General features: G+C 66.7%; 18 protein-coding genes, 1 pseudogene and 2 riboswitches. Of the genes and pseudogenes, 8 read left to right on the forward strand and 11 right to left on the reverse strand.

The features are described from left to right. From AC1D2K_RS00005 to pcaB, 3 genes are all read right to left on the reverse strand, one after another. The coding region (locus AC1D2K_RS00005; RefSeq protein WP_478085271.1) for a tripartite tricarboxylate transporter substrate-binding protein at window positions 1-570 on the reverse strand (570 nt) is incomplete at its 3' end. Window positions 571-598: 28 nt separating this feature from the next. Further along, on the reverse strand, window positions 599-2011 hold the full coding sequence (locus AC1D2K_RS00010; protein WP_478085273.1) for a cation:dicarboxylate symporter family transporter: 1413 nt from the start codon (window positions 2009-2011) through the stop codon (window positions 599-601). Window positions 2012-2031: 20 nt separating this feature from the next. Continuing rightward, a complete protein-coding gene (gene pcaB / locus AC1D2K_RS00015) occupies window positions 2032-3408 on the reverse strand; it encodes a 3-carboxy-cis,cis-muconate cycloisomerase (RefSeq protein WP_478085275.1) in 1377 nt (458 codons plus the stop codon). A 104-nt stretch (window positions 3409-3512) separates the two neighbouring features. Between pcaB and AC1D2K_RS00020 the strand changes: the two genes are divergently transcribed. From AC1D2K_RS00020 to AC1D2K_RS00030, 3 genes are all read left to right on the forward strand, one after another. After that, on the forward strand, window positions 3513-4262 hold the full coding sequence (locus AC1D2K_RS00020) for a GntR family transcriptional regulator (RefSeq protein ID WP_478085277.1): 750 nt from the start codon (window positions 3513-3515) through the stop codon (window positions 4260-4262). A 556-nt stretch (window positions 4263-4818) separates the two neighbouring features. Then, window positions 4819-5097, forward strand: a complete 279-nt coding sequence (locus AC1D2K_RS00025; protein ID WP_478085279.1) for a DUF4242 domain-containing protein — start codon at window positions 4819-4821, stop codon at window positions 5095-5097. 119 nt (window positions 5098-5216) lie between these two features. Beyond that, window positions 5217-6593, forward strand: coding sequence for an FAD-binding oxidoreductase (locus tag AC1D2K_RS00030; protein ID WP_478085280.1), 1377 nt, complete (start codon window positions 5217-5219; stop codon window positions 6591-6593). Between the two features lie 25 nt (window positions 6594-6618). Here the strand turns inward: AC1D2K_RS00030 and AC1D2K_RS00035 are convergent, their stop codons facing one another. The 8 genes and pseudogenes from AC1D2K_RS00035 to AC1D2K_RS00070 form a co-directional block, all read right to left on the reverse strand. Continuing rightward, the gene (locus AC1D2K_RS00035) at window positions 6619-7512 is read right to left on the reverse strand and encodes a LuxR C-terminal-related transcriptional regulator (protein WP_478085400.1); all 894 of its coding nucleotides are present in this window, start codon (window positions 7510-7512) and stop codon (window positions 6619-6621) included. Window positions 7513-8872: 1360 nt separating this feature from the next. Beyond that, window positions 8873-10072, reverse strand: a pseudogene (locus tag AC1D2K_RS00040) (AAA family ATPase); the annotation flags it as partial. 736 nt (window positions 10073-10808) lie between these two features. Beyond that, a complete protein-coding gene (locus tag AC1D2K_RS00045; RefSeq protein WP_478085281.1) occupies window positions 10809-11798 on the reverse strand; it encodes a Bug family tripartite tricarboxylate transporter substrate binding protein in 990 nt (329 codons plus the stop codon). A gap of 38 nt (window positions 11799-11836) precedes the next feature. After that, a complete protein-coding gene (locus AC1D2K_RS00050) occupies window positions 11837-12193 on the reverse strand; it encodes a cupin domain-containing protein (protein WP_478085283.1) in 357 nt (118 codons plus the stop codon). Window positions 12194-12213: 20 nt separating this feature from the next. Further along, entirely contained in the window at window positions 12214-13221 is a 1008-nt protein-coding gene (locus tag AC1D2K_RS00055; protein ID WP_478085284.1) for a quinone oxidoreductase family protein, read from the reverse strand. Beyond that, on the reverse strand, window positions 13218-14123 hold the full coding sequence (locus AC1D2K_RS00060; protein WP_478085286.1) for a beta-keto acid cleavage family enzyme: 906 nt from the start codon (window positions 14121-14123) through the stop codon (window positions 13218-13220). The genes AC1D2K_RS00055 and AC1D2K_RS00060 overlap by 4 nt, the downstream gene beginning before the upstream one ends. Further along, window positions 14120-14884, reverse strand: a complete 765-nt coding sequence (locus AC1D2K_RS00065; protein WP_478085287.1) for an SDR family NAD(P)-dependent oxidoreductase — start codon at window positions 14882-14884, stop codon at window positions 14120-14122. Before AC1D2K_RS00065 ends, AC1D2K_RS00060 begins: the two co-directional genes overlap by 4 nt. A 30-nt stretch (window positions 14885-14914) precedes the next feature. Continuing rightward, window positions 14915-15781 (reverse strand): dioxygenase family protein, encoded by an 867-nt coding sequence (locus AC1D2K_RS00070; RefSeq protein WP_478085289.1) that lies wholly within the window; start codon window positions 15779-15781, stop codon window positions 14915-14917. Between the two features lie 131 nt (window positions 15782-15912). Between AC1D2K_RS00070 and AC1D2K_RS00075 the strand changes: the two genes are divergently transcribed. The 5 genes from AC1D2K_RS00075 (at window position 15913) to cobW (ending at window position 24142) form a co-directional block, all read left to right on the forward strand. Beyond that, window positions 15913-16944 carry a LacI family DNA-binding transcriptional regulator gene (locus AC1D2K_RS00075; RefSeq protein WP_478085291.1) on the forward strand — a complete coding sequence of 344 codons (1032 nt, stop codon included), beginning with the start codon at window positions 15913-15915 and terminating at the stop codon, window positions 16942-16944. A 59-nt stretch (window positions 16945-17003) separates the two neighbouring features. Further along, window positions 17004-17265: riboswitch (cobalamin riboswitch) on the forward strand. A gap of 127 nt (window positions 17266-17392) precedes the next feature. Beyond that, window positions 17393-19636: a TonB-dependent receptor gene (locus tag AC1D2K_RS00080; RefSeq protein ID WP_478085292.1), complete on the forward strand. Its 2244-nt coding sequence runs from the start codon at window positions 17393-17395 to the stop codon at window positions 19634-19636. A gap of 89 nt (window positions 19637-19725) precedes the next feature. After that, window positions 19726-21243: a PepSY domain-containing protein gene (locus tag AC1D2K_RS00085; RefSeq protein ID WP_478085294.1), complete on the forward strand. Its 1518-nt coding sequence runs from the start codon at window positions 19726-19728 to the stop codon at window positions 21241-21243. Window positions 21244-21255: 12 nt separating this feature from the next. After that, window positions 21256-21511: riboswitch (cobalamin riboswitch) on the forward strand. A gap of 181 nt (window positions 21512-21692) precedes the next feature. After that, window positions 21693-23009 carry a cobyrinate a,c-diamide synthase gene (locus AC1D2K_RS00090; RefSeq protein WP_478085295.1) on the forward strand — a complete coding sequence of 439 codons (1317 nt, stop codon included), beginning with the start codon at window positions 21693-21695 and terminating at the stop codon, window positions 23007-23009. Between the two features lie 71 nt (window positions 23010-23080). Beyond that, window positions 23081-24142 (forward strand): cobalamin biosynthesis protein CobW, encoded by a 1062-nt coding sequence (gene cobW, locus AC1D2K_RS00095; RefSeq protein WP_478085402.1) that lies wholly within the window; start codon window positions 23081-23083, stop codon window positions 24140-24142. Window positions 24143-24155 lie beyond the last annotated feature (13 nt).

Here is a 24155-nt window from a genome sequence, read left to right on the forward strand (position 1 = left end):
GATCAGTGCCGGCCCTGCCCCCTTGTACGGAACCTGCGAAACCTTGATACCCGCGGAGGAAGCGAACAGTGCAGCGATCAAGTGCGAACTGGATCCGACCCCCGCATTGCTGATGAACAGCTTGTCCGGGTTGGCCTTGCCGAAATCGACCAAGGCTTTGATGTCCTTGGCGGGATGCTCTTTGCGGACCATCAGCACCAGCGGCGTATCCGGAAAGCGGAACACCGGGGCGAAATCCTTGACTGGGTCGTAGTTGAGTTTCTTGTACAGGGCGGGCGCGGCGCCCATGTAGCCCATATGGCCGACCAGCATCGTGTAGCCGTCGGGCGCCGCGCGCGCCGCCTTGGCCGCACCGACGGTGCCGCCTGCTCCAGGCGTGTTGTCAATGACGATGGGCTGCCCCAGCTCACGCGCCACGCGCTCCGCAATGCTGCGCGCGAGTGCGTCGGTCGGTCCACCGGCAGCGAAGGGAACGATCCAGGTGACCGGCTTCGTCGGATAGGCCTGGGCGAGCGCACCGCCCGCCACGAATGCCAGGGCAAGCGCGCCCAGTTTCCAGTTCGAATTCATGATGAGTTCCTTGGGAGCGTGGATGGGGTCAGCGGGCAGCGGCCGGCACATGCATGTCGATGCCGGCGGGGTGGGGATTGGTGTCCTTCATGTCTTCCGGCAGCAGGTTGCCGTCGTCCAGTTGCGCGTCCGCCGCAGCGATGTCCGGGTAGCGCTCGGGATACAGATGACGCTCGGCGACCTTCGGGTCGAAGGTGCCCGACCACTTCGCGACCACCACGACGGCGACGCTGTTGCCGATCGTGTTGCAGGTCGCGATCGCCATCGACAGGAAGCGGTAGACGCCGAAGATGACCGCGAGTCCCTCGACCGGGAGGATGCCGGTCGAAGTCACGGTGGCCGCGAAGACCACGAACGAGCCGCCCGACACCGTGGCCGCGCCCTTGGACGTCAGGAGCATCAGCAGCAGGATGCCGATCTGGTGGTCGATCGACAGCGGAACACCGTAGGCATGCGAGATGAACATCACGCCCATCGCCATGAAGATCGAGGTTCCGTCGAGATTGAAGGCATACCCGGTGGGCAGCACCAGGCCGACCGTCTGCTTCGCACAACCCAGGCGCTCCAGCTTGATCAGCAGGCGCGGCAGCGCGCTTTCCGAAGAAGCCGTGCCGAGCACGATCAGGATCTCGTCCTTGATATAGCGCAGGAAGCGCCAGAGGCTGAAGCCCGCGAACTTCGCAATGAGGCCAAGGACGACCGCGATGAAGATCGCGATGACCGCGTAGAAGCTCAGCACGAACTGCGCGAGCGCCACGAGCACCGCGCTGCCGTTGCTGCCGACCGAGTAGGCGACGGCGCCGAAGGTCCCGATGGGCGCGAGCTTCATCACCAGGTTGATGAACGAGAAGAGCACTTCGGAGATGTAGTCGAGCCCGCCGTTGATCTTCTCGCGGCGGCCTTCCGGAATCGCGAGGATGCCGATGCCCACCATGACGGCCAGCACGACGACCTGCAACAGCTCGCCCTTGGCGAAGGCGCCGACGAAGTTGTCGGGAACGATGTGCGCCATGAACTCGAGGAATCCTTGCGGCGCCGCCGCCTTCGCCGTCGGTGCGACGGCGCCGCCCCCGGCGACGGTCATGCCCTTGCCGATGCCCAGCAGGTTGCCCGCCAGCAGCCCGACGCACAGGGCGATCGTCGAGATCACTTCGAAGTACACGATGGAGCGCCAGCCGACACGACCCGCGCTCTTGACGTCACCGGCCGAGGCGATGCCGTGCACGATGGTGAGGAACACCAGCGGCGCGACTCCTGCCTTGATGAGCGACAGGAACATGTCGCCGAGCAACTTGAGCTGTGATGCGAACTTTGGAAACGCGAAGCCGACCAGGATGCCCAGGATCAGCGAGACCAGCACCTGCATGCCGAGCTTGCGGTACCAGGGCAGCTTCTTCGGCGAGGCGAGCGCGCCGGGCTCGAGGGTGGATGTGGTTGTCATGTTGTCTCTCTCCAGGCGTCTCAGGCGCTGACTTCGGCGGACAGCGCCAGCGCGCGGTCCACCATCTGCGGTGCCAGGCCCAAGTAGTTGGCAGGGTCGGTGAGGCGATCGATGGTGGCGCGGTCGAAATGCTTCGTGACTTCCGGCAGGGCCGCCAGCGCTTCGGCCAGCGTGCCGCCCTTCTCGTTGACCGTGCGGCAGGCGTCGTACACGACGTCGTGCGCCTGCTGCCGACCGATGTGCGGGGCCATGCCCATCATCACGGCCTCGGCCACGATCAGACCCTTGGTGATTCCGAGGTTGTGGGCCATGCGGGCTTCGTCGACGATCAGCCCGCCGAGCGCGAACTTGGCCTGATGCAAGGCGCCCGAGGTCAGGATGAAGCTCTCGGGGATCGCGATCCATTCGGCGTGCCACGGGCCGGTGGCGCGCTCGAAGTCCTGCACCATCGCATCGACCATCAGGCCGGCGTGCTGGCGCACCGCCTTCGAGGCCGCCAGCATCAGCTCGCTGGAGATCGGGTTGCGCTTCTGCGGCATCGTGCTCGACGCGCCACGCCCCTTGACGAAGGGCTCGTAGACCTCGGCGAACTCGGTCGACGCCATGATCATGATGTCGAGCGCGATCTTGCCGAGCGAACCGGTGACGAGCGCCAGCAGGTTCACCGCTTCGGCAAAGCCGTCGCGGGCCACGTGCCAGGTGGTGGCGGGCACGCCCAGCTTGAGCTCGGCGGCCATCGCTTTCTGAACGTCGAAGCCCTTTTCGCCGAGCGATGCCAGCGTGCCTGCGGCACCGGCGAACTCGACGACCGCCACGCGCGGGCGCAACTCGGCGAGGCGCTGCTGGTGACGGTCGAACATGGCGAGCCAGATCGCCACCTTGTAGCCGAAGGTCACGGGCAAGGCCTGCTGCAGATGGGTGCGGCCGGCCATTGGCGTGTCGCGATGCTTGCGTGCCAGTGAGGCGAGGATGCCGCGCAGCTCGCGGATGTCGGCGTCGACGCTGTCGAGCGCGTCCCGCACCTGGAGAGCGACGGCGGTGTCCATGATGTCCTGCGTCGTGGCACCCCAGTGCACGTAGCGGCCTGCCTCGCCGCACATCCCGACGAGTTGGTGCACGAGCGGCAGGATCGGATAGCCGACGATGTCCGTCTCGTGGCGCATGTGATCGAAGTCGATGCGCTCGAGCTTCGATTCGCGTGCGATGACCTCGGCCGCGTCGGCGGGAATCACGCCGACCCGCGCTTCGGCCTTCGCGAGTGCGACCTCGACGTCGATGTAGCGCTGGATGAGCGCTCCATCGGAGAAAATTTGCCTCATCTTCTGCGTGCCGAAGGCATCGCGGAACAGGATGGAATCAACGACAGTGCTGGCCATGGGAATCGAAGGAGTCGACATGAATGCCTCTTGAAGTGGGGAGAGATGAACGCTAATATGTCCGAACATATTGAACTTTAATATGTTCGGACATAACTCCAATATGGGGTTTACCCTTAAGAACCATGAACGCCATCCTTGAACCGGCTCCGCAGAAGGCCAACTTCGCGAACATCGCCCGCCACCTGACCGACGCGATCACGTCGGGGCACTTCAGCGTCGGAGCGCTGTTACCGACCGAACTCGAGCTGTGCAAGCACTACGGGACCAGCAGGCACACCGTGCGGGCGGCGCTGGCCGAACTGCAGCAACTCGGGCTGGTATCGCGGCGCAAGAACGTGGGCACGCGGGTCATCTCGGCGAAGCCGAGGGCCGGCTTCCGGCCGTCGCTGGCGTCCGTCGACGATCTGGTCCAGTTCGGCGAGGAGCATCTGCGCGTGGTGCAATCGATCGCGCCCGAAACGGTGACAGGTGACTTGGCGAAGGAATTGGGGTGTGGGGAGGGCACATCCTGGCTGCGCATCTCCACCTTGCGCATGGTCGGAGACGAAAGTGCCATGCCGATCGGCTGGACGGACGTGTATATCGACGCCGCGTTTTCCGAGATCGGAGAACTTGTGGAGGAATCGCCGGACGCGTTGATCAGCTCACTTATCGAGGAACGCTACGGCCGTCAGATCGCAGAGATCCAGCAAGACGTGAGGGCGTTCACGATCACCGATGCCAGCTTGGCCGAGAAGCTCCACGTCGAGCCTGGGACCTCGGCGTTGAAGATCGTGCGGCGCTATCTCGATGCCGACGACGAGCTGTTCGAGGCCTCGGTCTCGGTGCATCCCGCGGACAGATTTTCCGTGTCCATGCGCCTGCGCAGATGACGGGAGCTTGCCGTCGGACTCGAACTGGATTCTGAAGTCCGCTTTCGAGGTAAGGCGACATTCAGGTCAAACGCAACGAAGGTCCGGATGTGGCCGGGTCCGGCTTGCCGCCTGCGCATAGGCTACTACCGCTCCAGACTGGTTGCTGTCATTCACGGACAAAGCGCGAACGGCATGGATGGGCCCGAAGCCGTCGTCGAGTTCAGCTATTTGGACGCCGCGAAGCGGTCGTTCGAAAGCTCCGCGCCGGCTCGACGGCTTAGACGGACGAAATCGACATGCACAGGCACAAACTCGACCAATCCTTTGTCGGGCCGACTTACGCACTGTCGCCACTTCTGGGAGATGGGCGGCGACAGGCCTCACCCTACACGCGGCAACATAGGTGTTAAAGGCCCCGTGAGCATGAATGGAGGTTGAGGCGAGGCGCCACCTCCCACGTGTGGTTGCCGTGCATGGGCAGTTCTGATACCGTAAAATTTGCAGTAGGCAACGCCAAAGTAGCGATGCTTCCGTTCCCCTGCCCGGAGATCCCGGCTGCATCACGGAGGTCCATATGCCCCTGTACATCATTGAGCGAAACTTCGCCGAAAAGCTCGACTTAAGTGACGAAGACGTGGTTGCCGTGTCGAAGATCAATGGCGATTTGGGAGTGAACTGGCTTTTCTCCTTCCTGAGTGCCGACAAACGCAAGAGCTACTGCTTGTACGAATCGAAGGATCCGGAATCGATCCGCGAGGCTGCGCGGCGCGCGAATATACCGGCCGACGTCATCGTCGAAGTGTCGCAATCGTTCGGCCGCGATCCCAGGGTGCTGGCCTCGGCGGCAGGCTGATCAGAGCTGGCCGGTCACCCGCATCGTCAGACCTGACTATTCTCCGAAGCGGGGCCGAGGCGTACAACCGTTTCGTGGATTCACGTTCACCCGGACGTGCCACCAACCGGAGAGACACCATGTTGAACGCCGAGAAGATTGCCGAGCTTTCCACTGCGCTCCGCGGCCGGGTCGTGCAACCGGACGACGCCGACTACGACGTTTCCCGCCGCGTCTACAACGGGATGATCGATCGCCGCCCCAGGCTCATCGTCTATTGCCGTGACGTGGCCGACGTGATGCAGGGCGTCAGGTTCGCGCGCGAGCAGTCGCTCTTGCTGGCCGTGCGCGGTGGCGGGCACAACGGCGGCGGCCTGGGCACCTGCGACGACGGAATGGTCCTCGACCTGTCGGCGATGAAGGGTATCCGTGTCGACGCAGCGGCGCGCACTGTGCGCGTCGAAGGGGGCTGCACCTGGGGCGATGTCGATCACGCCACTCACGCGTTCGGCATGGCCACGCCGAGCGGCATCATCAGCACCACCGGCGTCGGCGGTCTGACGCTCGGTGGTGGCCTTGGACACCTGACGCGCAAATGTGGCCTGACGGTCGACAACCTGATCGAGGCCGACGTGGTGGTCGCCGACGGCAGCCTAATGACTGCCAATGCCGAACAAAACCCCGACCTGTACTGGGCGCTGCGCGGCGGCGGCGGCAACTTCGGGGTGGTCACGTCGTTCGAGTTTCGGCTCCATCCGATCGACACGGTGGTGGCCGGGCCCACCTTCTGGTCACTCGAACAGGCTGGCGACGTCTTGCGCTGGTATCGCGATTTCATCCTCGCGGCGCCAGAGGACCTGAACGGGTTCTTCGCCTTCCTGACCGTGCCGCCGGTGGCACCTTTTCCTCCGGCGCTGCATGGCCGGCAGGTGTGTGGCGTGGTGTGGTGCTACACCGGCCCATCGGCCGACRCCGACGCTGTATTCAAACCCGTGCGCGAATTCGGGCCGCCGCTGATGCACGGCGTGCAACTGATGCCCTTCCCGGCCCTGCAAAGTGCCTTCGACGGGCTGTATCCGCCGGGCGACCAGTGGTATTGGCGCGCGGATTTCGTCAATGAACTTCCGGATGCCGCGATCGTCGAGCACCAGCGCTTCGCCGCAGCCCTCCCAACCCCGCAGTCGACGATGCACCTCTACCCGATCGACGGCGCGGCGCATCGACCCCAGCAGGCGGACACGCCGTTCTCGTACCGCGACGCGCAGTGGGGCGAGGTCATCGTCGGCGTCAGTCCGGATGCGAAAGACGCGCCGAAGATCACCGCCTGGACCAAGAACTACTGGGATGCGCTGCATCCCTACTCGGCTGGCGGCGCGTACGTCAACATGATGATGGACGAGGGCGACGAGCGGATTCGCGCATCCTACCGCGGCAACTACGCGCGGCTGGCCGCCGTGAAACGCCAGTTCGACCCGGACAACCTGTTTCGCGTGAACCAGAACATCCGCCCGCAGTAATGGCAGCAGTCGTCAGGCAGGCGGATCAAGACTCCAATAGACCTTCGCGATTGGCAAATGCCGCGGCCTCGGTCCGGTTCGCCGTGTAGGTCTTCTCGAGGATGCTGCGCACGTGGGCGGCCACGGTGTTCGGGCTGATCGCCAGCACCTGTCCGATCTCGCGGTTGTTGCGGCCCATCGCCATCAGCCGCAGCACGGCCACCTCGCGTCCGGTCAGCCCGCAAGGGTATGCCGGCGGCGGCGGCGATCCGATGCGTTCGGCGAGCGCGTCGATGCGCGGCGTTAACGCGTTCATGCCCAGCACCGTAGTCTCGGCCCGTGCGTCGACCAACAGTTCGCGCGCCCGGTCGAAATCGCCGGCCCCCGCGCGCCGATGCAGCATCACGGCATAGGCATAGCGGCTGTGCGCCAGCCAGACACGCGATCCGCTGCGGCGGTCCATGGCGAGCGCGGCCTCGAAGTGGCGCTCGGCCAAGTCCCATTGCGCCATCACGCCGGCCAGGTTGCCCAGCAGCCGATCGGACGAGCCCAGGCAGGGCCCGCCGAAATCGGGCACCAGGTTGATACCGGCGTGGGGCTGCAGCAAACGGTACAAGCAAGGCCAGCCCGGGCTGCCAGGCGTGCGCCTCGGGCGTGGTGCGCGCGAAGTACTGCAACATCGGCAGCGCCTCTCGCAGCCGGCCCTGCTCGCGTCGCAGGCAGAACATCTGCATGCCGTGGGCACTGACCGCCTGGTCCTCGGCGAGGCGCCGTCCGCTGTGCAGCGCCTGCGTGGTCGAGGACTCCGCGTCGGCGAAGCGGCCCTCGTTGATGGCCACCAGTGCTTCCGTGTGCCTGCACAAGGTTTCCAGGTACGGCGAGTGGGTCTGTTCCGAAATGCGAAGACCCCAGTCGACCAGGCGACGCACCGCGCGCGCATCGCCCACCTGGATCAAGTTGGCCAGAAAGTACGGAAACGAGTCGACGCCCGGCAACAGGTTCATCTTCTCCGCGATGGCCAGGGACTCTTCGGCGGCCGCCATGCGCTCGTGCAGCAGGTCTGGCCAGTAGATGGCGGCGGTAATCGCCGACAGTGCCATGCACAGGCCCTTCATGTCGCCGATCTGACGCGCCAGCGCCACGGCGCGGCGGTGGGCCTCCTTCGCCTCGTCTGCGCAGTCGCAGTAAACGTAGGCCCGACACAGACGGGCCAGCAACTCGACCCGCAACGGGTCATCCGCCTGATGCAGCGCAATGGCCTCCAACAACAAGATCACCGCCGGCTCGCCGGAACGGGCCGCCATCGCATTGCCAATTTCGAATCCCACGGCGGCTTGGGCAAATAGCGCGGCTAGGCCGTGATTGCGAGCCAGTTCGGCCGCTTCCTGGTACGCGGCTCGCGCCGGTTCGCCGGATCCCAGCGACAGCTGAGCTTCGCCGAGACCCAGCAGCAAGACGCAGCGCTGGGCCGTGTCCTTGGCGAAGTGCTGCAGTTGCAGGCGCAACGCCAGGCCGTAGAGGCGCGCCGCTTCTTCGAAAGCGAACAACCGCGCCGCGTACTCGGCCGATTCCTTGGCATAGCGCAACGCCTTGACGACTGCGGCGCCGGGCCCAGCCTCGCTGAAATGGTAGGCCAGTTGCGGCAGGGCCTGGGCCTCATCGTCGCCGCGGCGCTGCTCGAGCATCTCGCCGATGCGCAAGTGCAGCCTGGCGCGGCGCCGGCCGAGCATCTCGTCGTACAGCGTCTCGCGGATCAACGCGTGGCCGAAACGAAACTGCTGAGAATTCGGCACTGGCTCGATCAAATGAACCGCCAGCGCTTCTTCGAGCGCCAGCAGAACCTCGTCTTCCGACTTGTCGGCCGCAAGCGGCACCAAGAGGTCGAGATCGAATGTCCGGCCAATGCACGCAGCGATCGACAGCAGCCCGCCGGCGGACACCGAGAGTCGATTCAGGCGCTTGCCGATGACCTCGCGCACGCTGCTCGGGATCTTCATCAGCAGGTCCGCTTCGTTGCCGACGGACCCGTCAGCTTGCGAAGTACGCGCCTCCATCATGAAGCGCAGCATCTCCTCGAGGTACAGCGGATGCCCTTCGGTGCGAGCGTGCATGGCACTCACGAAGCCGGCGCTCGCCGCACCACCACTTGCCGCGGTCATCCACTGCTCGGTCTCGTGGCTGCTCAATCCAGTCAGTTCGAGGCGACGGAATGCCGAAGAGCGCGCCAGCTCGCCCAGCGTTTCGAACAGCGGATGCTGACGCGACAGCTCCGTGTCGCGATAGGTCCCTATCACCAGCAGGCCGCAGTCCTCGAGTTCGGCGGCAAGAAAAGCGAACAGCCGCAGCGAAGTGGGGTCGGCCCAGTGCAGGTCCTCGAAGATCAGGAGCAGAGGCGCGCGCTGCGCTGCCATGCGCCAGAATCCGACGACCGCGTCGAACAGGCGGAAACGCGACTGCGCGGTGTCGCTGGATTCGACGCCGGGCTGGAGCGAGGTGAACCGCTCGGCCAGTTCGGGAACGATGCCTGCGATGTCCGCCAGTCCCGGGCCAAAAGTCAGGACCAGATCGCTGTCGCCATTGCTGCGCAAATAGCCCCGAATCAATTGGCGCCATGGCCAGTAGGGTGGCGCTCCGGGCTCTTCCAGACAGCGGCCCCACAACACCTGCACGCCGTCCTGTTCGGCTCTCGCGGCCAGCTGCTGCGCCAGGCGCGTCTTGCCCATGCCGCCCGAGCCGGCCAACAAGACGACCTGTCCGCGACCCTTTCGTGCGTTCTCCAGCGCGTTCGTCAGGTGAGCCATTTCCTGCTGGCGGCCGACGAACAGGCCGGCCGGACGCTGGGCCGAGCGCCGCGGCACCGCAGTGGCCGGCGGGGCTTCATCCGCCGAGGCATGCGCACGGGGTTCCTGCCCCTGAGGTGGCGCAGCACTCCGAGTGGGTTCCCGCGTCGCACCGGCATCGGTCTTACCGCTGCCAGGGTGGATGGCGAAGACGCGTATCGGCCTGGCGATGTTCTTGAGCCGCTGCTCACCCCGGTCCGCGAAGGTTGCACGGACCCGGCCGCTGACGACACCCAAAACAGCGTCCGAGACGGAGATGCCGCCGGGTTCGGCGAGTCCCTCGAGCCGCGCGGCGACGTTCACCCCATCACCATAGACCGTGCCGTCTTCCTTCTCGATCACGTCGCCGAGATGCACTCCGATGCGAAAGTGCATGCGACGGTCCTGCCCCGTATCCTCGGAAGCGATCGCCAGGCTCTGCTGAATCGCCAGGGCCGCATTGACCGCACCGGCGGCGGTATCGAACACCGCAAGCACCGCGTCGCCTGCCATGTCGATGACACGGCCCTGGTGCGCTTCGATCTCGATTCTGAACACGGTGCGTGCAGCGTCCAGCGCTGCCAATGTCGCCCGCTCGTCGCCAGCCATCAAGCGTGAAAAACCGGCTGCGTCGGCGGCAAGAATGGCTGTGAGTCTTTGCCTGACAGAAGGTTCGGTCACGGGCTGCTGTCCACAGAATGGAATTGCGAAGGGACGGGCCAAGTATGTTTGGCATCCGATGCCGGGTCAAACGTCTACGACGATGATTTTCAGGTCCCGAAAACGCCCGATCTGAGTCACAGGTCGGCGCACGGCGAAGGACTGCAACCACTGCACACCTGCCGTACGAGGTCGAACGCGACGGACTGGACCGGACGACGCTGGACGCRGCCTCGTGTGCCGTTCAGGCTGCGACAGTCACACCGTGGCGATCGAGAACGGCCAGCAGCTTTGGAATATCGGGTGGGCCCACCGGAATCTCGTGGTCGACGSCGGTGAACATTTGGGCGGCCAAGGCGTTCTGCCCGGTGATCTCRAGCATCCGGCCACCACCCTTGCCGTACTGAAARCCGTGYRCCGTTCSGCGCGGTACATGCACGAGCGTTCCAGGATGACAGGCGTGGGCGCGACCGTCGCAGAGAAAGCTGATCTCGCCGTCAGTACGTAGCAGGACTCGTCCCAGTCGTGACTATGCGAAGGCGGACCGCTTCCCTCGCCCCCTGTTGAAAAGAGATATGTACGGAACATTGGCAATGGATCTGGCGGCATGGTCACCGGAGTCTGTGACCTGGTGAGCGAAATGCGCCGTGGCGGCGCCCGTGAGGGAACGGGTTAGGCCGCCTTCTGAACCGCAAGGCGCCACCAAAGCCCGATCGCGCGCGGCGGGCGCTGGCGCCGGCTGAAAGGTGTGGTGTCGTCAGTCCACCTTGATGCTCGCGGCCTTGACCACCTGCTGCGCCTTGGCGGTTTCGTCAACGATGAACTTGTTGAACTGCGCCGACGACATGGTGAACGGCTCGGCGCCGAGTTTCTCCAGCCGTTCCATCAACTCGGGCGACACCATGATCTTCGCGACTTCGGCCTGCAGTCGCTCCACCACCGGTTGAGGCGTCTTGCCGGGAGCGAAGAGGCCGACCCAGAACAGGTATGCCGACCCCGGCACGCCGGCCTCCACCGTGGTGGGGGCGTCGGGCAAGGCCGACGAGCGTTTGGCAGTTCCCACGGCCAGCGCCTGCAGCTTGCCGCTCTTGATGAGCGGCAGCGCCGACACCATCGGCGCGAAGAACCAGTCGACGCGCCCGGCCATCACCTCGGTCATGGCCTCGGGCGTGCCGCGAAAGGGCACGTGCTGCGCATCGACGTTGGCCGCGAGCCGGAACACCTCGGCATTCATGTGCGTGGCCGAACCGTTGCCCGCGGAGCCGTAGTTGAAGCTTCCGGGTTTGGCCTTTGCCTTGGTCACGAGGTCCTTCACGTCCGCGAAGTGCGAGGGCGCGGTGACCAGCACGTTGGGCAGGCTGGCCATCGGCGTCACGCCGGTGAAGTCCTTGATCGTGTCGTACGACAAGGCCTTGTAGATCCACGGATTCACGAGATGTCCGGCCGAATGCACCAGCAGCGTGTAGCCGTCGGCCGGCGCCTTGGCGGCGATGGCCGCGCCCAGCGTGCCGCCTGCGCCGGGCTTGTTGTCGACGATCACGCTGGTGCCAAGCGCCGGCCCGAGCTTCTCGGCCACCAGGCGCGCGACGATGTCGGTGCCGCTGCCCGCGGTAAAGGGCACGATCAGCCTGATCGGCTGCGAGCCCGGCCATGGGCCCTGCGCGTGGGCGCCGGTCAGCGTGCAGGCCGCGAGTGCGGCGGCCATCGCCAGCGCGTGCCGGCGGCTCGATTGGAATGCTCTTTTCATGCGTCTTGTCTCCGTTGGGTCGAATTCGATGTACGCCGTCAGGCCGGTGGCGCGTTGGACATCACCAGCGCGACCAGGACGGGCCGGTTGCTGCGGTTTTCAAGCTGGCGTTTTTCGCCAGGCGCGAAACGGCAGCTGTCGTAGGGCTGGAGCACGTCTTCCTGATGCGCGTCGTCGAGTTCGCCGACGACATGCAGCTGGCCTTCGAGCACGAGGTAGAGCTTTTCCATCGGCGAGCCGTCGAGCCCGGTGTGGCCGCCGGGCAGGATCTGGCTCATGCCCATCCACATCTGCGTGGAGGGGCCGGCTTCCTTGCCCTGCAGGCGCAGGCAGCGCATGTCGAAGTGATTGGGCGCCTCGTAGCGGGGCGCTTCGTTGAAACGGGTCACGTGCATGGCGTGTGTTCCTTGCGGGTTCAGGGGCGCAGCACGACGCGGTCGGTGCTGCCGGAGAGCACCAGCCGGTAGGCGTCGATGGCTTCGTCGAGCGCGAAGTGGCGTGCCACGGGAAAAGGCTTCAAGGTCCCGCGCTCGAAGCCCTCGCGCATCGCGTCGAGCTGCGCGGTGGCGGCGACACAGTCCATCGCCAGCGAATCGATGCCCACGAAGGTGTGCATGCCGCGGTAGAACGCGAAGATGTCGAACGGCACCGCGCGGTCGTGCGTGGCGATGAAGATCTGCGTCGCGCCCTTGGCCATCGCCTTGTTGGCCGCCTCGAAGTACACGCTGCCCACGGTGTTGTAGACGATATGGGCGCCGCGCCCGACGGTGAGTTCGCGCACCTGTGCGCCGACATCGGCGTGACGGGACGCATCGATCACGTCGACCGGACCGCTCGCGAATCCCTCGAAGGGCCCGGCGCTGCGCTGCACCGCGATCACCCGCGCGCCGGCCTGCGCCGCGAGCTGCACCGCCGCCTGCCCGACCTTGCCGTTGGCGCCGAGCACCAGCACCGTCTGGCCCGCCTGCGGCATGCCGCTGCGGCGAAAACCTTCGTAGGCGGTGACGAAGGGCACACCCACCGCGCCGGCTTCGTCCATCGAGATGCCCTGGGGCTTGGCGCGCAGCGCTGCTTCGGGCAGCACCAGGTAGCGCGCATGCGAGCCGTCGCGCGTGATGCCGATGTCGCCGCCGGATCCGTAGACCTCGCGGCCGATCCATTCGGCGGGCCCGCTCACCACGGTGCCCGCGAAGTCGCGGCCCGGGGTGCGCGGCCAGACGGCCTGGGGCATGATGCCCAGCGTCGCCTTCACGTCGCTCGGGTTCACCGCGGCGGCGGCGATGCGCACCACGGCATGACCGGGCGGCGGTGCCGGCTCCGGCTGCGGCGCGGCTTCGAGCCGCAGTGCGTCGAGGTTGGCGGCCTTCTCGCTCACGCGCAGCGCGCGGGACGTGTGGGTCGCATGCATGGCCGCGATGCTCATCGTGCTGCTCCTTGCGCGGCGCTGGTGTCGGTCAGGCCCAGCAGGGCGCGCGCCTCGCGCGGGTTGGCCACTTCGCCGCCCAGACTGCGCAGGATGTCGCGCGCCTTGGCCACGAGCTGTGCGTTGCTCTGGGCCAGCACCCCCTTCTCGAGGTAGATGTTGTCCTCCATGCCCACGCGCACATGGCCGCCCAGCAGCCAGGCCTGCGCGACGATCGGGAACTCCGAGCGGCCGATGCCGAAGGCGCTCCAGAAGGCGCCGCGCGGCAGCAGGTTGCGGGCGTAGAGCAGCGTCTCCGGCGTGGGCGCGAAGCCGTACTTCACGCCGAGCACGAAAGTCCACATGGCGGGGCCGTCGAGTGTCCCGTCGGCGATCAGGTCGAGCGCCAGATGGATGTCGCCCGAATCGAAGATCTCCAGTTCGGGCTTGACGCCCGCGTCGCGGATCACGCGGGCCATGCGGCGCACGTTCTTCGGCGTGTTCATCACCACGTCGGGCCCGGAATTCATCGTGTTGAGGTCCAGCGAGCAGACGTCGGGCCTGATCAGTGCGATGTGCTCGACCCGCTTCTCGGGCGGCAGGAGGGTGCTGCCGGGCGCGGCGACCTTCGGGTCGTCCTCGCTCGGTATGAAGCGGCCGCCGGGGCCGGTCGTGAGGTTGATGATGAGTTCGCGGTTCTGCCGGCGGATGCGGTCGACCACTTCGCGGTAGAGGTCGACTTCCATCGAGGGCTTGCCGGTCTCCGGATGGCGCACATGGATGTGCACCTGCGCCGCGCCGGCCTCGGCCGCGGCCAGGCATTCGTCGGCGATCTGCACCGGCGTGATCGGCAGGTGCGGCGTCTGTTCGGGCTTCACGAGGTTGCCGGTGACCGCGCAGGTGATCAAGGTTTTGGTGCTCACAGGTGCCGCCCTCCGTCGACCACGATGCGGGTGCCGGTCACGAAGCGCAGCGTGGTCGCCAGCGCTTCGACGGTGGCGGCAACGTCGTCGGGCCGGCCGATGCGGCCCAGCGGTGTGGTGGCGGCCATCTTGTCGGCGAACTCGGCACCACGGCCCGGCACGAAACCGGACTCGACCGCACCCGGCGACACCGAGACCACGCGCACCGCGGGCGCGAGCGCCTTGGCCAGCGCGTCGCCGACGACGTCGAGGCCGGCCTTGGCCGCGACGTAGGCCAGGTTGCTGCCGACGCCGGTGAAGCCGGCGATCGACGAGACGTTGACCACCAGCCCGTCGCCGCTGGCCTTGAGCATCGGCGCGAAGGCGCGGATGGTCGCGAACACGCCGCGGAAGTTGGCGCGCAGCAGATCGTCGATCAGTTCGTCGGTGAGCGCGTCGAGGTCGGCGGCTGGCACCGGCTGCGTGTGGCCGGCGCTGTTGACCAGGATGTCGCAGCGGCCATGGGCGGCCTGCACCTCGGAGGCGGCCCGCTGCAGGCTGGGCGTGTCGACGATGTCGGCGCGGATCGCGCCGTGCCGCTGTCCGTGGGCGGCGGGCAGGGCGGCGGCCCGTGCGGCAGCAACGTCTGCGCCACGGTGCAGCAGCACGCAGGTGGCGCCGAGCGCGGCCAGCCGCGTGGCGGTGGCGTAGCCGATGGCGCCGAGGCCACCGGCGATGACGGCGACCTTGCCGTCGAGTCTGGAAACAGGATCGAAGCTCATGGGAAGAGGGGAGGTTGTGGAATCGGGCAATCAGGGAATCGGTGGCCGGGGGAACTTCATCTCGCCGGGCTCGAGCTGGAAGTCGTACTGCAGCGTGGCGGTCTTGCCGTCGGGTGCCAGCGCGAAGCGGCCGATCAGCTGGCGCGTCACGCCGAAAGTCGGATCGCTCTCCAGGTTCTCGTCGTCATCGGCGAACACCTGCGTGATCAGCACCTTGTGGCCCGGCTTGCTCACCATGAAGTGCAGGTGCGCGGGCCGGTTCGGATGGCGCTGCTGCGCGTGCAGCAGCACGCCGCAGGGGCCGTCGGTCGGCACCGGGTAGCCGGCCGGCCGCACGCTGCGGAAATGAAAGTGCCCTTCGGCGTCGGTGGTGAAGCGGCCGCGCAGGTTCATGTCGACCTGCGTCGGGTCCTGGTTCTCGTAGAGGCCCACGGGCGAGGCCTGCCAGACGTCGACCGTGGCGCCGGCGAGCGGGTGGCCCTTGCCGTCGCGCACGGTGCCCGTCACGTCGAGCGGTGTGCCCGGCGTGCCCGAGCGCGCGATGTTGTCGCCCCGGGCGCAGTCCGGCGAGTTGGCGCGCCAGAAGGGGCCGAGCAGCGCGGCCGGCGATTCGCCGTGCGGGTCCTGGTTGTTCTGCAGCGCCACCACGGTGGACACGCCGAGGATGTCGGCCGCGAGCACCACCTCGTTCTTGGTCTCGCCGGTGGCGTGGCCGATGGCGACGATGAATTCGAGCGCTCGCTCGAACTCCTCCTCGGTCAGCTTCACCTCCTGGACGAAGGCATGCAGGTGGCGGGTGAGTGCATCCATCACGGTGCGCAGCCGCGGGTCGGGCGTTCCTTTCATGGCGTCGAGCGCGAAGCCCAGCACCGAATCGGGGGAGGTGGCGATGTTCACGTTGAGATCCTTGCAATCGTTTGCACGATATTAGCCCAAATCACCAAAAAGTAAAATGGAGGAATTCCGACGTTCAAGGAGGGCGATTGCCGAACAAGGGTCGCCCGCCTGCATGACAATCGTTTGCATCAATGAGCACCAACCCGACTTCCACCCCCGTCACCATTCGCGACGTTGCCCGCGCGGCCGGCGTTCATGTGTCGACCGTCTCGCGCGCGCTCAGCCCCGAGAAGCGGTCATTGATCAGCGACGAGGTGCTGCGTGTGGTCGAGGAGGCGGCGCAGCGCCTGGGCTACAGGCCCAACCGCGCGGCCTCGGCCTTGCGCACGGGCCGCACCCACACCATCGGCGTGCTGGTGCCCGACATCACCAATGCCGTGTTCCCGCCGATCCTCCAGGGCATCGAGGCCAGCGCGGCCGCGCACGGCTATTTCGTCTTCGTCACCAACGTGGTGGACCCCGCGCTCGCGCGGCCGGTGCTGGAGCGCATGCTGGCGCAGCGCGTCGATGGCGTGATCCTGGCCACCGCCACGCGCGACGACCCGTTGGTCGACTTCATCGCCAAGGCAGGCATGACCGCGGTGCTGGTCAACCGCGCCGATGAAACCGGCCGCCTGCCGGCCGTGGTCAGCGATGACCGGCTCGCGATGAAGCTCGCGGTCGACCACCTCGTCGGCCTGGGCCACAAGCGCATCGCGCATCTCGCGGGACCGCAGACCATTCCCACCGGTGTGGGCCGCTGGCTGGGCGTGGAGCAGGCCTTGCGCGATCACCGCATGAAGCCGTTCCGCATGGTCGAGTGCGCGAGCTACAGCCGCGAGGCGGGCGCGATGGCGATGAAGCAGATGCTCGCGGCCGGCGCCGCGCCCCAGGCGGTGGTCTGCTGCAACGATCTCGTGGCGCTGGGCGCCTACGACGCGCTTCGCGATGCCGGCCTGCGCGTGCCGCAGGACATCTCGGTCACCGGCCACAACGACATGCCGCTCGTGGACATGGTCGATCCGCCGCTCACCACCATCCGCCTGCCCCATCGCGAACTCGGCTGGCGCTCGGCCGAGATGCTGTTCGAGGAGATCGACGGGCGCGCGATGTCAGCGTCGACCGTGGTGTTGAGGCCGGAGCTGGTGGTGCGCAAGTCGACAGGCGCACCGGCGGCGCGCTGACCCCCGTCGGCGCTTCCTATAATCCGCCCCGACGGTAGATCGCTCCTTGCTGGAGCGATCTCCGCCACGGTTCGAAGGTGCCCCCCATGCCGGAAATGGTTTGGGAGGTTAAACGGGAAGCAGGTGCGCGCGTCGATGACGCGCAATGCCTGCGCTGCCCCCGCAACGGTAAGCGGATAGAGAAGTTTCGAGTGAGCACCTGCGGGTGTTCGCAGCCACTGCGCTCGAGTCGAGCGTGGGAAGGCGAGGCTTCTGTTGTCGTGCGCAAGCGCATGACAGCAACCCGCGAGCCCGGATACCGGCCTTCGCAATCGCCTTCGGACGCTGCGGGAGTGCGTTTGTCCGGGCCGCTCGGCACCTGCGTGCCGGGTTGGCATCGACTCGTGCAATTGCAGCGTGTGTCTCTCTTTGAACAGCCCAGCGGGAATGCGGGCTGGAGGAACCGCATATGCGCAAGCCTGCCGAGCTCGGGATCCGGCCCCGGGTTTCAGGTCCTTTCACGACCCCACACATCACGATCCCGGGCCTTGTCGCCCTGCTCGCCAGCACCTCGGCGCCGGCGCAAGTGAGCTTGCGACCCGTCGAGGTGACAGCCATCCAGCAGGATCAGGCGCCGGCGCTTCAGGCAACGACCGAAGTTGCCGGCAGGCTGGGCCTGAGCGTCATGGAAACGCCGGCTTCGGTCGAGGTGATCAGCCAGGAGACCATGGAACGGCGTGGCGCGCGGACTTTCGAAGAGGCCTTGCGCGGCGGCGTGGGCATCACTGCCGGTGGAGCGCCCGGATCGCCATCGGTGATCTCGACGCGCGGCTTCACCGGTGGTTTCATCACCTATCTGTTCGACGGCGATCGCATTGCGGTGCCGACGATGGTGAGCCGGACCCAGGACACCTGGAACTATGAGCGCATCGAAGTCCTGAAGGGCCCCTCTTCGGTGCTCTACGGTGAAGGCGCCATCGGCGCGGCCGTCAACTTCGTGACCAAGCGACCCGACCGCAGCAACCCTGGGGCCGAGGCCATGCTTTCCTATGGAAGCTTCGGCACGGCCAGGGCCGGCGTCGGCCTGGGCGTCAACGTGGGCGAGGCCAGCGCTTTCCGACTGGACTACAGCCACCAGCAGACCGATGGGTACATCGACCGCAACAAGCAGCGCTACGACAACCTCACCATGGGCTTCAGCACGGCATTGACGCGTGAGCTCACGCTCGATCTGTCGATGGACTACGCCAGGGACAGTGCGCTGTCCTATCAGGGCACGCCGCTGGTGCCGCGTGCCTATGCGCTCCAGCCGACGGACATCGTCAGCGACGCCGGCGGGCGAGTGGTCGATCGCGGCATCGCGTTTCGCAACTACAACTTCGACGATGCCGAGATGAGTGCGGACAGCCTCTGGACGCGCGCCAAGCTCAGCTGGCAGATCGCGCCGGAATGGAAACTGCGCAACCAGCTTTCCTACTACACGGCGGACAGGACATGGCGCAATTCGGAGTCCTATGCCTTCGCCGCCCCGCGCCGCATCGTGCGCGACCTGGTTGGCATCACCCACGACCACCAGATCCTGACGGATCGGCTCGATCTCACGAACACGTCGCCGATCGGGGGAATGAAGAACCGGTTCGTGGGGGGGCTCGAATACACGAAGACCGACTTTTCTTCCAACCGCGACTTCTCCAACGGATCGACCGCAGCCAACAATGCGCTCTCGGTGAGCGAGTTCGCCACCATCCCGGGACGCTACGGCGTCTTTGCCGCGAACCCCGCCCTGTTCGCGGGTGCCGGCAATCGCACAGTCTTCGAGGCACGGATTCCCACGGGTGCGATCTTCATGGAAGATGCCCTGTCCGTCGGCGACCGATGGACCCTCGTGGGCGGCCTGCGGCAGGACTACGTGAAGCTGGAGCGCCAGAACATGGACCTCAACACCGGGGCCCAGGCATCGTTCACGCAGAGGTACAAGCCCACATCGGCGCGTCTGGGCGTGGTTTTCGCGATCGACCACTACACTTCGGTCTACGCCCAGTACTCGAACGCGAGTGCGCCGGTCGGTACGGGCAACCTCCTGCTGCTCTCGGCGACCAACGCCGGCTTCAGCCTCTCGACGGGCAAGCAGCTGGAGCTCGGCCTCAAGCAGTCGGCGCTGGAGGGCCGCCTCGACTACACGCTGGCGGCCTACAGGATCGAACTCGACAACGTGCTGTCGCGCGATTTCAGCAACCCGACGCTCACGGTCAACAGCGGCAAGCAGTCCGCGCAGGGCCTGGAACTCGCCGCGGCCTGGAAGGCGACACGCGAGCTGACACTGAGCGGCAATCTCGCATGGGTCGATGCGCAATTCGACAGCCTCATCGAGGCCGGCAACGTCTCGCGCGCGGGCAACACCCCGCCGAACGTGCCGGGCGCGGTTGTCAACCTCTGGGCCGACTACAAGGTGCCGGGATGGCCGCTGCGCATCGGTGGCGGCGTCAACCGAACCGGCTACGCCTACGCCAACAACGCCAACACGGTCCGCATGAACGGATTCACGACCGCGACCGCCTATGCGACCTGGAGCCTGCAGAAGGGCGAAATCACCTTTCGCGTGCGCAACCTGACCGACGAGCTCTACGCCTTTTGGAGCGGCGCCAATTCGAACAATCAGGTCATGATCGGGGCCCCGCGCAGCTTCGAAGTCAGCTACCGGGCGGCCTTCTGATGAGCGCGCGCGGGGGAGCTGTCCCTGCATTCAGACCACGGCGCCATGGCTTTGCCTGATCCGCATCCGACAACGCAGGTGGCGCGGGCATGAAGCGCGCACTGGTCTTCATCCACAAGTGGCTCGGCATCTCGCTGGCCTTGCTGTTCCTGATGTGGTTCGTCACCGGGATCGTGCTGTACTACGTGTCATTCCCGAATCTCTCGCAGGCCGAGCGGCGCGCGGGGTTGCAGCCTCTGGCGCTCGGCGCCGGTTGCTGCCTGACCGCCGAAGAGGCTGCCAGGCGGGCTGGCGTGAGCTTCACCGAGGCACGCCTGGGCATGGCCGAGCCGGGAGAGCCGCTCTGGCGGCTCCTGGTCGATGCCGGGCCGGCGAAGGCCGCGCAGTGGCAAGCCCTCGATGCCCGCACCGGCACCGCGAAGGCCCCGCTCGGCGCCGTGCAGGCCATGAAGGTGGCCGAGTCCTTCACCGGCCGACGCGCGCTTTCGGCCGAAGCGCTGGAGCGTGACCAATGGACGGTTCCGCAAGGCTTCGATCCCTACCGTCCGCTCTTCAAGGTCAGCCTGGAAGGAGACGACGGTCTCGAACTGTACGTGTCGAGTACCGCCGCCGAAGTGGTGCGCGACACCCGCCGCAGCGAGCGGTTCTGGAACTGGATCGGTGCGGTCCCGCACTGGATCTATCCGACCGTGCTCCGGCAGTTTCCGCAAGCGTGGAACCAGGTGGTCGTCTGGCTGTCGATCCCTGGCGTGGTGCTGGCCGCGACCGGACTGGCGCTGGGCATCTGGCAGCTGTTCCTGAACCGAACGCGCTGGATTCCCTATCGCAAGTTCTGGATGCGTTGGCATCACATCGCGGGCCTGGTCGCCGCGGTGTTCACGCTCACCTGGATCTTCTCCGGCCTGATGTCGATGAATCCCTATGGCGTGTTCTCGTCACGCGGGCTATCGGCTTCCGAGCGCGAGCGCTGGCTCGGCCCCAGCCGGGACGCGGTCCTGGCGCCGCCGCTTGCCCTGGCTGCGGTCTCGGCCGGCGAGGCCGGTGCGCAGCCATTGGAACTGGAGCGGATTCGAGTCGACGGGCAGGTCTGGTATCGAATCCAGGGCACAGGCCGGCGGTGGTGGGTGCGCGCGGACGATGCGAGCGCTGCATCGACATTGGATCCGGCGCTGCCTGACGCGCTGATGTCGGGCGTCCTGCGGCATCTGCGCGGTGCAGACACACCTGCGTCGAGCGTGGTGCGGATGGATCGCTACGACGATGTCTACTACGCGAAGAATCCAGGCTCGGCCGAAGCCTCGGAGGGCCGGCCTTTGCCGGTCTGGCGCGCGCATTGGTCCGACGGCACGGACCTCTATGCCGATCCCGCCTCGGGCAGGGTGTTGTTGCGGGTCGACCCCTCGGGACGATGGCAGCGGTTCATGTACCAGGGATTGCACAGCCTCGACTTCGAACCGCTGCGGGAACGACCTTGGTTGCGCGAGGCGTTGGTGCTGATCCTGTCCGCCCTGGGCATCGCCTTGTGCATCACATCGTGCGTCGTCGGCTGGCGCGCTCTGGTGCCCAAGACTGCGGCGCGCAAGACAACCGGGCCGCGCATCGCATGAGCGGAGGTGTTCCGCTATGATCAGCCCGTTGGTGCTCGCTTCGTCTTTCCGGTCGAAGCAGTTCAACGGGAATCAGGAGGGGTGGTGCGGCAAGCCATCGCGCGCCCTAACCTGAGCTGCCCCCGCAACGGTAAGCGAACGTGAGCCCTCGTGCTCGCCGCTCGTGTCTATAACCCACTAGGTGCAATCCGCGCAATCGGTGCCGCCTGGGAAGGGAACACGGGTCGTCTTCGCCAGCCCGGATACCGGCCAACGAGGCGGCGCGCTGTGCGAACGGCGCGCCTTGTGGTGCGTACCTGCGGGGAAGCGGGTGAGCATGGCTGGCGCGGTATTTTCCCTATGACACGTATCCCGTTCAGGCGACATGGCCCTGGCTCACGCCGCTGTGCGGTGGCATTCATGCGCGTTCATGCGCTGCGAGTGGCCGGCAGGCCGAGGTGGGTCSAGGGATGATTGCGCCCGCAGCCTTCAGCTGTCCCGCGCTGCTGGTCACGGCCCCGGCCTCGGGCCAAGGCAAGACCACCGTGACTGCCGCTTTGGCGCATTGGCATCGCAGCAAGGGCCGGCGCGTGCGCGTGTTCAAGACCGGGCCGGATTTTCTCGACCCCATGGTCCTCGAACGTGCCAGCGGCGCGCCGGTGCAGCAGCTCGACTTGTGGATGGGGGGGGAAGCGCACTGTGCCGAGCTCTTGCACAGTGCGGCTGCGCAGGCCGACCTGATCCTGGTCGAAGGCGCGATGGGGCTGCACGATGGAACGCCGTCGAGTGCCGATCTGGCGCTGCATTTCGGACTGCCGGTACTGGCCGTGATCGATGCATCGTCGATGGCGCAGACCTTTGGCGCAGTCGCCCACGGGCTGGCGACCTATCGCCCCGGCCTGCAGCTGGCGGGCGTGCTGGCCAATCGCGTGGGCAGCGCGGGCCATGCGCAGATGGTGCGCGAGAGCCTGCCGGCCGGCATGGCCTGGTACGGCGCGCTGCCGCGCGGCGGGCACTATGCGTTGCCATCGCGTCACCTCGGCCTCGTGCAGGCCGGCGAGGTGGACGACATCGCCGAGCGCATCGGAGCCGCCGCGCTTGCGCTTGCCGAGCACGGGGCGCTGCCGATGCCGCCCGCCGTGGAATTCCACGCGCCGCTGCGCTCGGCTTCGGATTCAGGTCTGCCCGTCTCGCTCGCCGGCGTCACCATCGCCATCGCGCAAGACGCCGCCTTCTCGTTCGTCTACTCCGCCAATCTCGACCTCCTGCGCACCCTGGGGGCGCAACTCAGCTTCTTTTCGCCGCTGGCCAACGAACCGGTGCCGCAAGGGGCGCACGCGCTGTACCTTCCGGGCGGTTACCCGGAACTGCACTTGCGGGCGCTGGCCGGCAATGCAGCGATGCGCGAATCCATCGCTGCGCACCATGCCGCGGGTCGCCCGATGGTCGCGGAGTGCGGCGGCATGCTGGTGCTGCTGGAGTCGCTGAGCGACGCTGCTGGCCACAAGGCGCCCATGCTGGGTTTGCTGCCCGGGCAGGGCGCGATGTCCGACCGGCTCGTCAACCTCGGCATGCACAGTCTGGCGTTGCCCGAAGGCGAGGTCCGCGGCCACACTTTTCATCACGCCCGCATCGACACGCGCGCGCCGGCTGCACTGCACACGCGGGCCCGGCGCCACCACGGCCAAGCCGAAGCGGTCTTCCGCCAGAAACGCCTTTTCGCGTCCTTCATGCATCTGTACTTTCCGAGCAATCCGGCGGCCATCGCCGCGTTGTTCAAGCCCTGATCGCGAGCTGGCAACGCCGCAGACGACCCACCGAACCACCACAGCCCATGCAAACCTCGACTCCCACGCCCATGCAGAGCCGCAAGATCCCCGCCACCATCGTCACCGGCTTCCTCGGCAGCGGCAAGACCACCCTGCTGCGCCACCTGTTGCAGAACGCCCAGGGCCGGCGCATCGCGGTCATCGTCAACGAGTTCGGCGAATTGGGCATCGACGGCGAGCTGCTGCGCGGCTGCGGCATCGGCTGCGACGAGACCGGGGCGCCGGACGGCCAGTTGTTCGAGCTGGCCAACGGCTGCCTGTGCTGCACCGTGCAGGAAGAGTTCGCGCCGGTGATGGAGCAACTGGCCGCGCGGCGCGATCAGATCGATCACCTGGTCATCGAGACCTCGGGCCTGGCCTTGCCCAAGCCCCTGGTGCAGGCCTTCCAGTGGCCGGCGCTGCGCAACGCCTTCACGGTGGACGCGGTGATCACGGTGGTGGATGCACCGGCCGTCGCCGCCGGCCGATTCGCGGACGACCCGCTGGCGGTGGACGCCCAGCGCCGCGCCGACGAGAACCTCGACCACGATTCGCCCTTGTCGGAGTTGTTCGAAGACCAGCTGGCGACCGCCGACCTGGTGGTCGTGCACAAGACGGATGGGCTCGACGCGGCGACGCTGGCCGGTGTGGAGGCTGTCGTCCGCGCCGAGACCGCGACAGGCGTGAAGCTGGTGCATGCGCAGCATGGACGCATCGACCTCGGTGTGCTGCTGGGCATGGAGCGTGCGGTGGAAGATGCGATCGACCAGCGCAGGACTCACCACGACGAGGAGGAAGACCACGACCACGACGCCTTCGACTCGGTCTCGGTCACCCTGCAGGTCCCTGACCGCGGCCGCTTGCTGGCCGCCTTGCAGAGTCTGGTCGAGCGCCACGAGATCTATCGGGCCAAAGGCTTCGTCGCACTGCCCGGCGCGGCGATGCGGCTGGTGGTGCAAGGCGTCGGCACGCGCTTCGACAGCTACTTCGACCGGCCCTGGCGCGCCGACGAGGCTCGGCAGACGCGCCTGGTGCTGATCGGGGCAGGCCTCGATGCGGCGGCCTTGCAAGCCGAACTGGACGCGGCGCTGGGCGTGGCCGCGGTGGCCTGACGCGTCACCGAAA

It is taken from the genome of Variovorax sp. P1_H12_2, from assembly GCF_056405335.1.

Excerpts from the sequence above, each read along its gene's own strand:
- cobW (WP_478085402.1), top strand. The coding sequence starts at position 23,081 with ATGCAGAGCCGCAAGATCCCCGCCACCATCGTCACCGGCTTCCTCGGC.
- AC1D2K_RS00065 (WP_478085287.1), bottom strand. The coding sequence starts at position 14,884 with ATGAGCTTCGATCCTGTTTCCAGACTCGACGGCAAGGTCGCCGTCATC.
- AC1D2K_RS00020 (WP_478085277.1), top strand. The coding sequence starts at position 3,513 with ATGAACGCCATCCTTGAACCGGCTCCGCAGAAGGCCAACTTCGCGAAC.
- AC1D2K_RS00080 (WP_478085292.1), top strand. The coding sequence starts at position 17,393 with ATGCGCAAGCCTGCCGAGCTCGGGATCCGGCCCCGGGTTTCAGGTCCT.
- AC1D2K_RS00085 (WP_478085294.1), top strand. The coding sequence starts at position 19,726 with ATGAAGCGCGCACTGGTCTTCATCCACAAGTGGCTCGGCATCTCGCTG.
- AC1D2K_RS00050 (WP_478085283.1), bottom strand. The coding sequence starts at position 12,193 with ATGCACGTGACCCGTTTCAACGAAGCGCCCCGCTACGAGGCGCCCAAT.
- AC1D2K_RS00035 (WP_478085400.1), bottom strand. The coding sequence starts at position 7,512 with ATGCGCGCGCGGTGCGTCGCCTGGTCGACTGGGGTCTTCGCATTTCGG.
- AC1D2K_RS00075 (WP_478085291.1), top strand. The coding sequence starts at position 15,913 with ATGAGCACCAACCCGACTTCCACCCCCGTCACCATTCGCGACGTTGCC.
- AC1D2K_RS00025 (WP_478085279.1), top strand. The coding sequence starts at position 4,819 with ATGCCCCTGTACATCATTGAGCGAAACTTCGCCGAAAAGCTCGACTTA.
- AC1D2K_RS00055 (WP_478085284.1), bottom strand. The coding sequence starts at position 13,221 with ATGAGCATCGCGGCCATGCATGCGACCCACACGTCCCGCGCGCTGCGC.
- pcaB (WP_478085275.1), bottom strand. The coding sequence starts at position 3,408 with ATGTCGACTCCTTCGATTCCCATGGCCAGCACTGTCGTTGATTCCATC.
- AC1D2K_RS00010 (WP_478085273.1), bottom strand. The coding sequence starts at position 2,011 with ATGACAACCACATCCACCCTCGAGCCCGGCGCGCTCGCCTCGCCGAAG.
- AC1D2K_RS00045 (WP_478085281.1), bottom strand. The coding sequence starts at position 11,798 with ATGAAAAGAGCATTCCAATCGAGCCGCCGGCACGCGCTGGCGATGGCC.
- AC1D2K_RS00090 (WP_478085295.1), top strand. The coding sequence starts at position 21,693 with ATGATTGCGCCCGCAGCCTTCAGCTGTCCCGCGCTGCTGGTCACGGCC.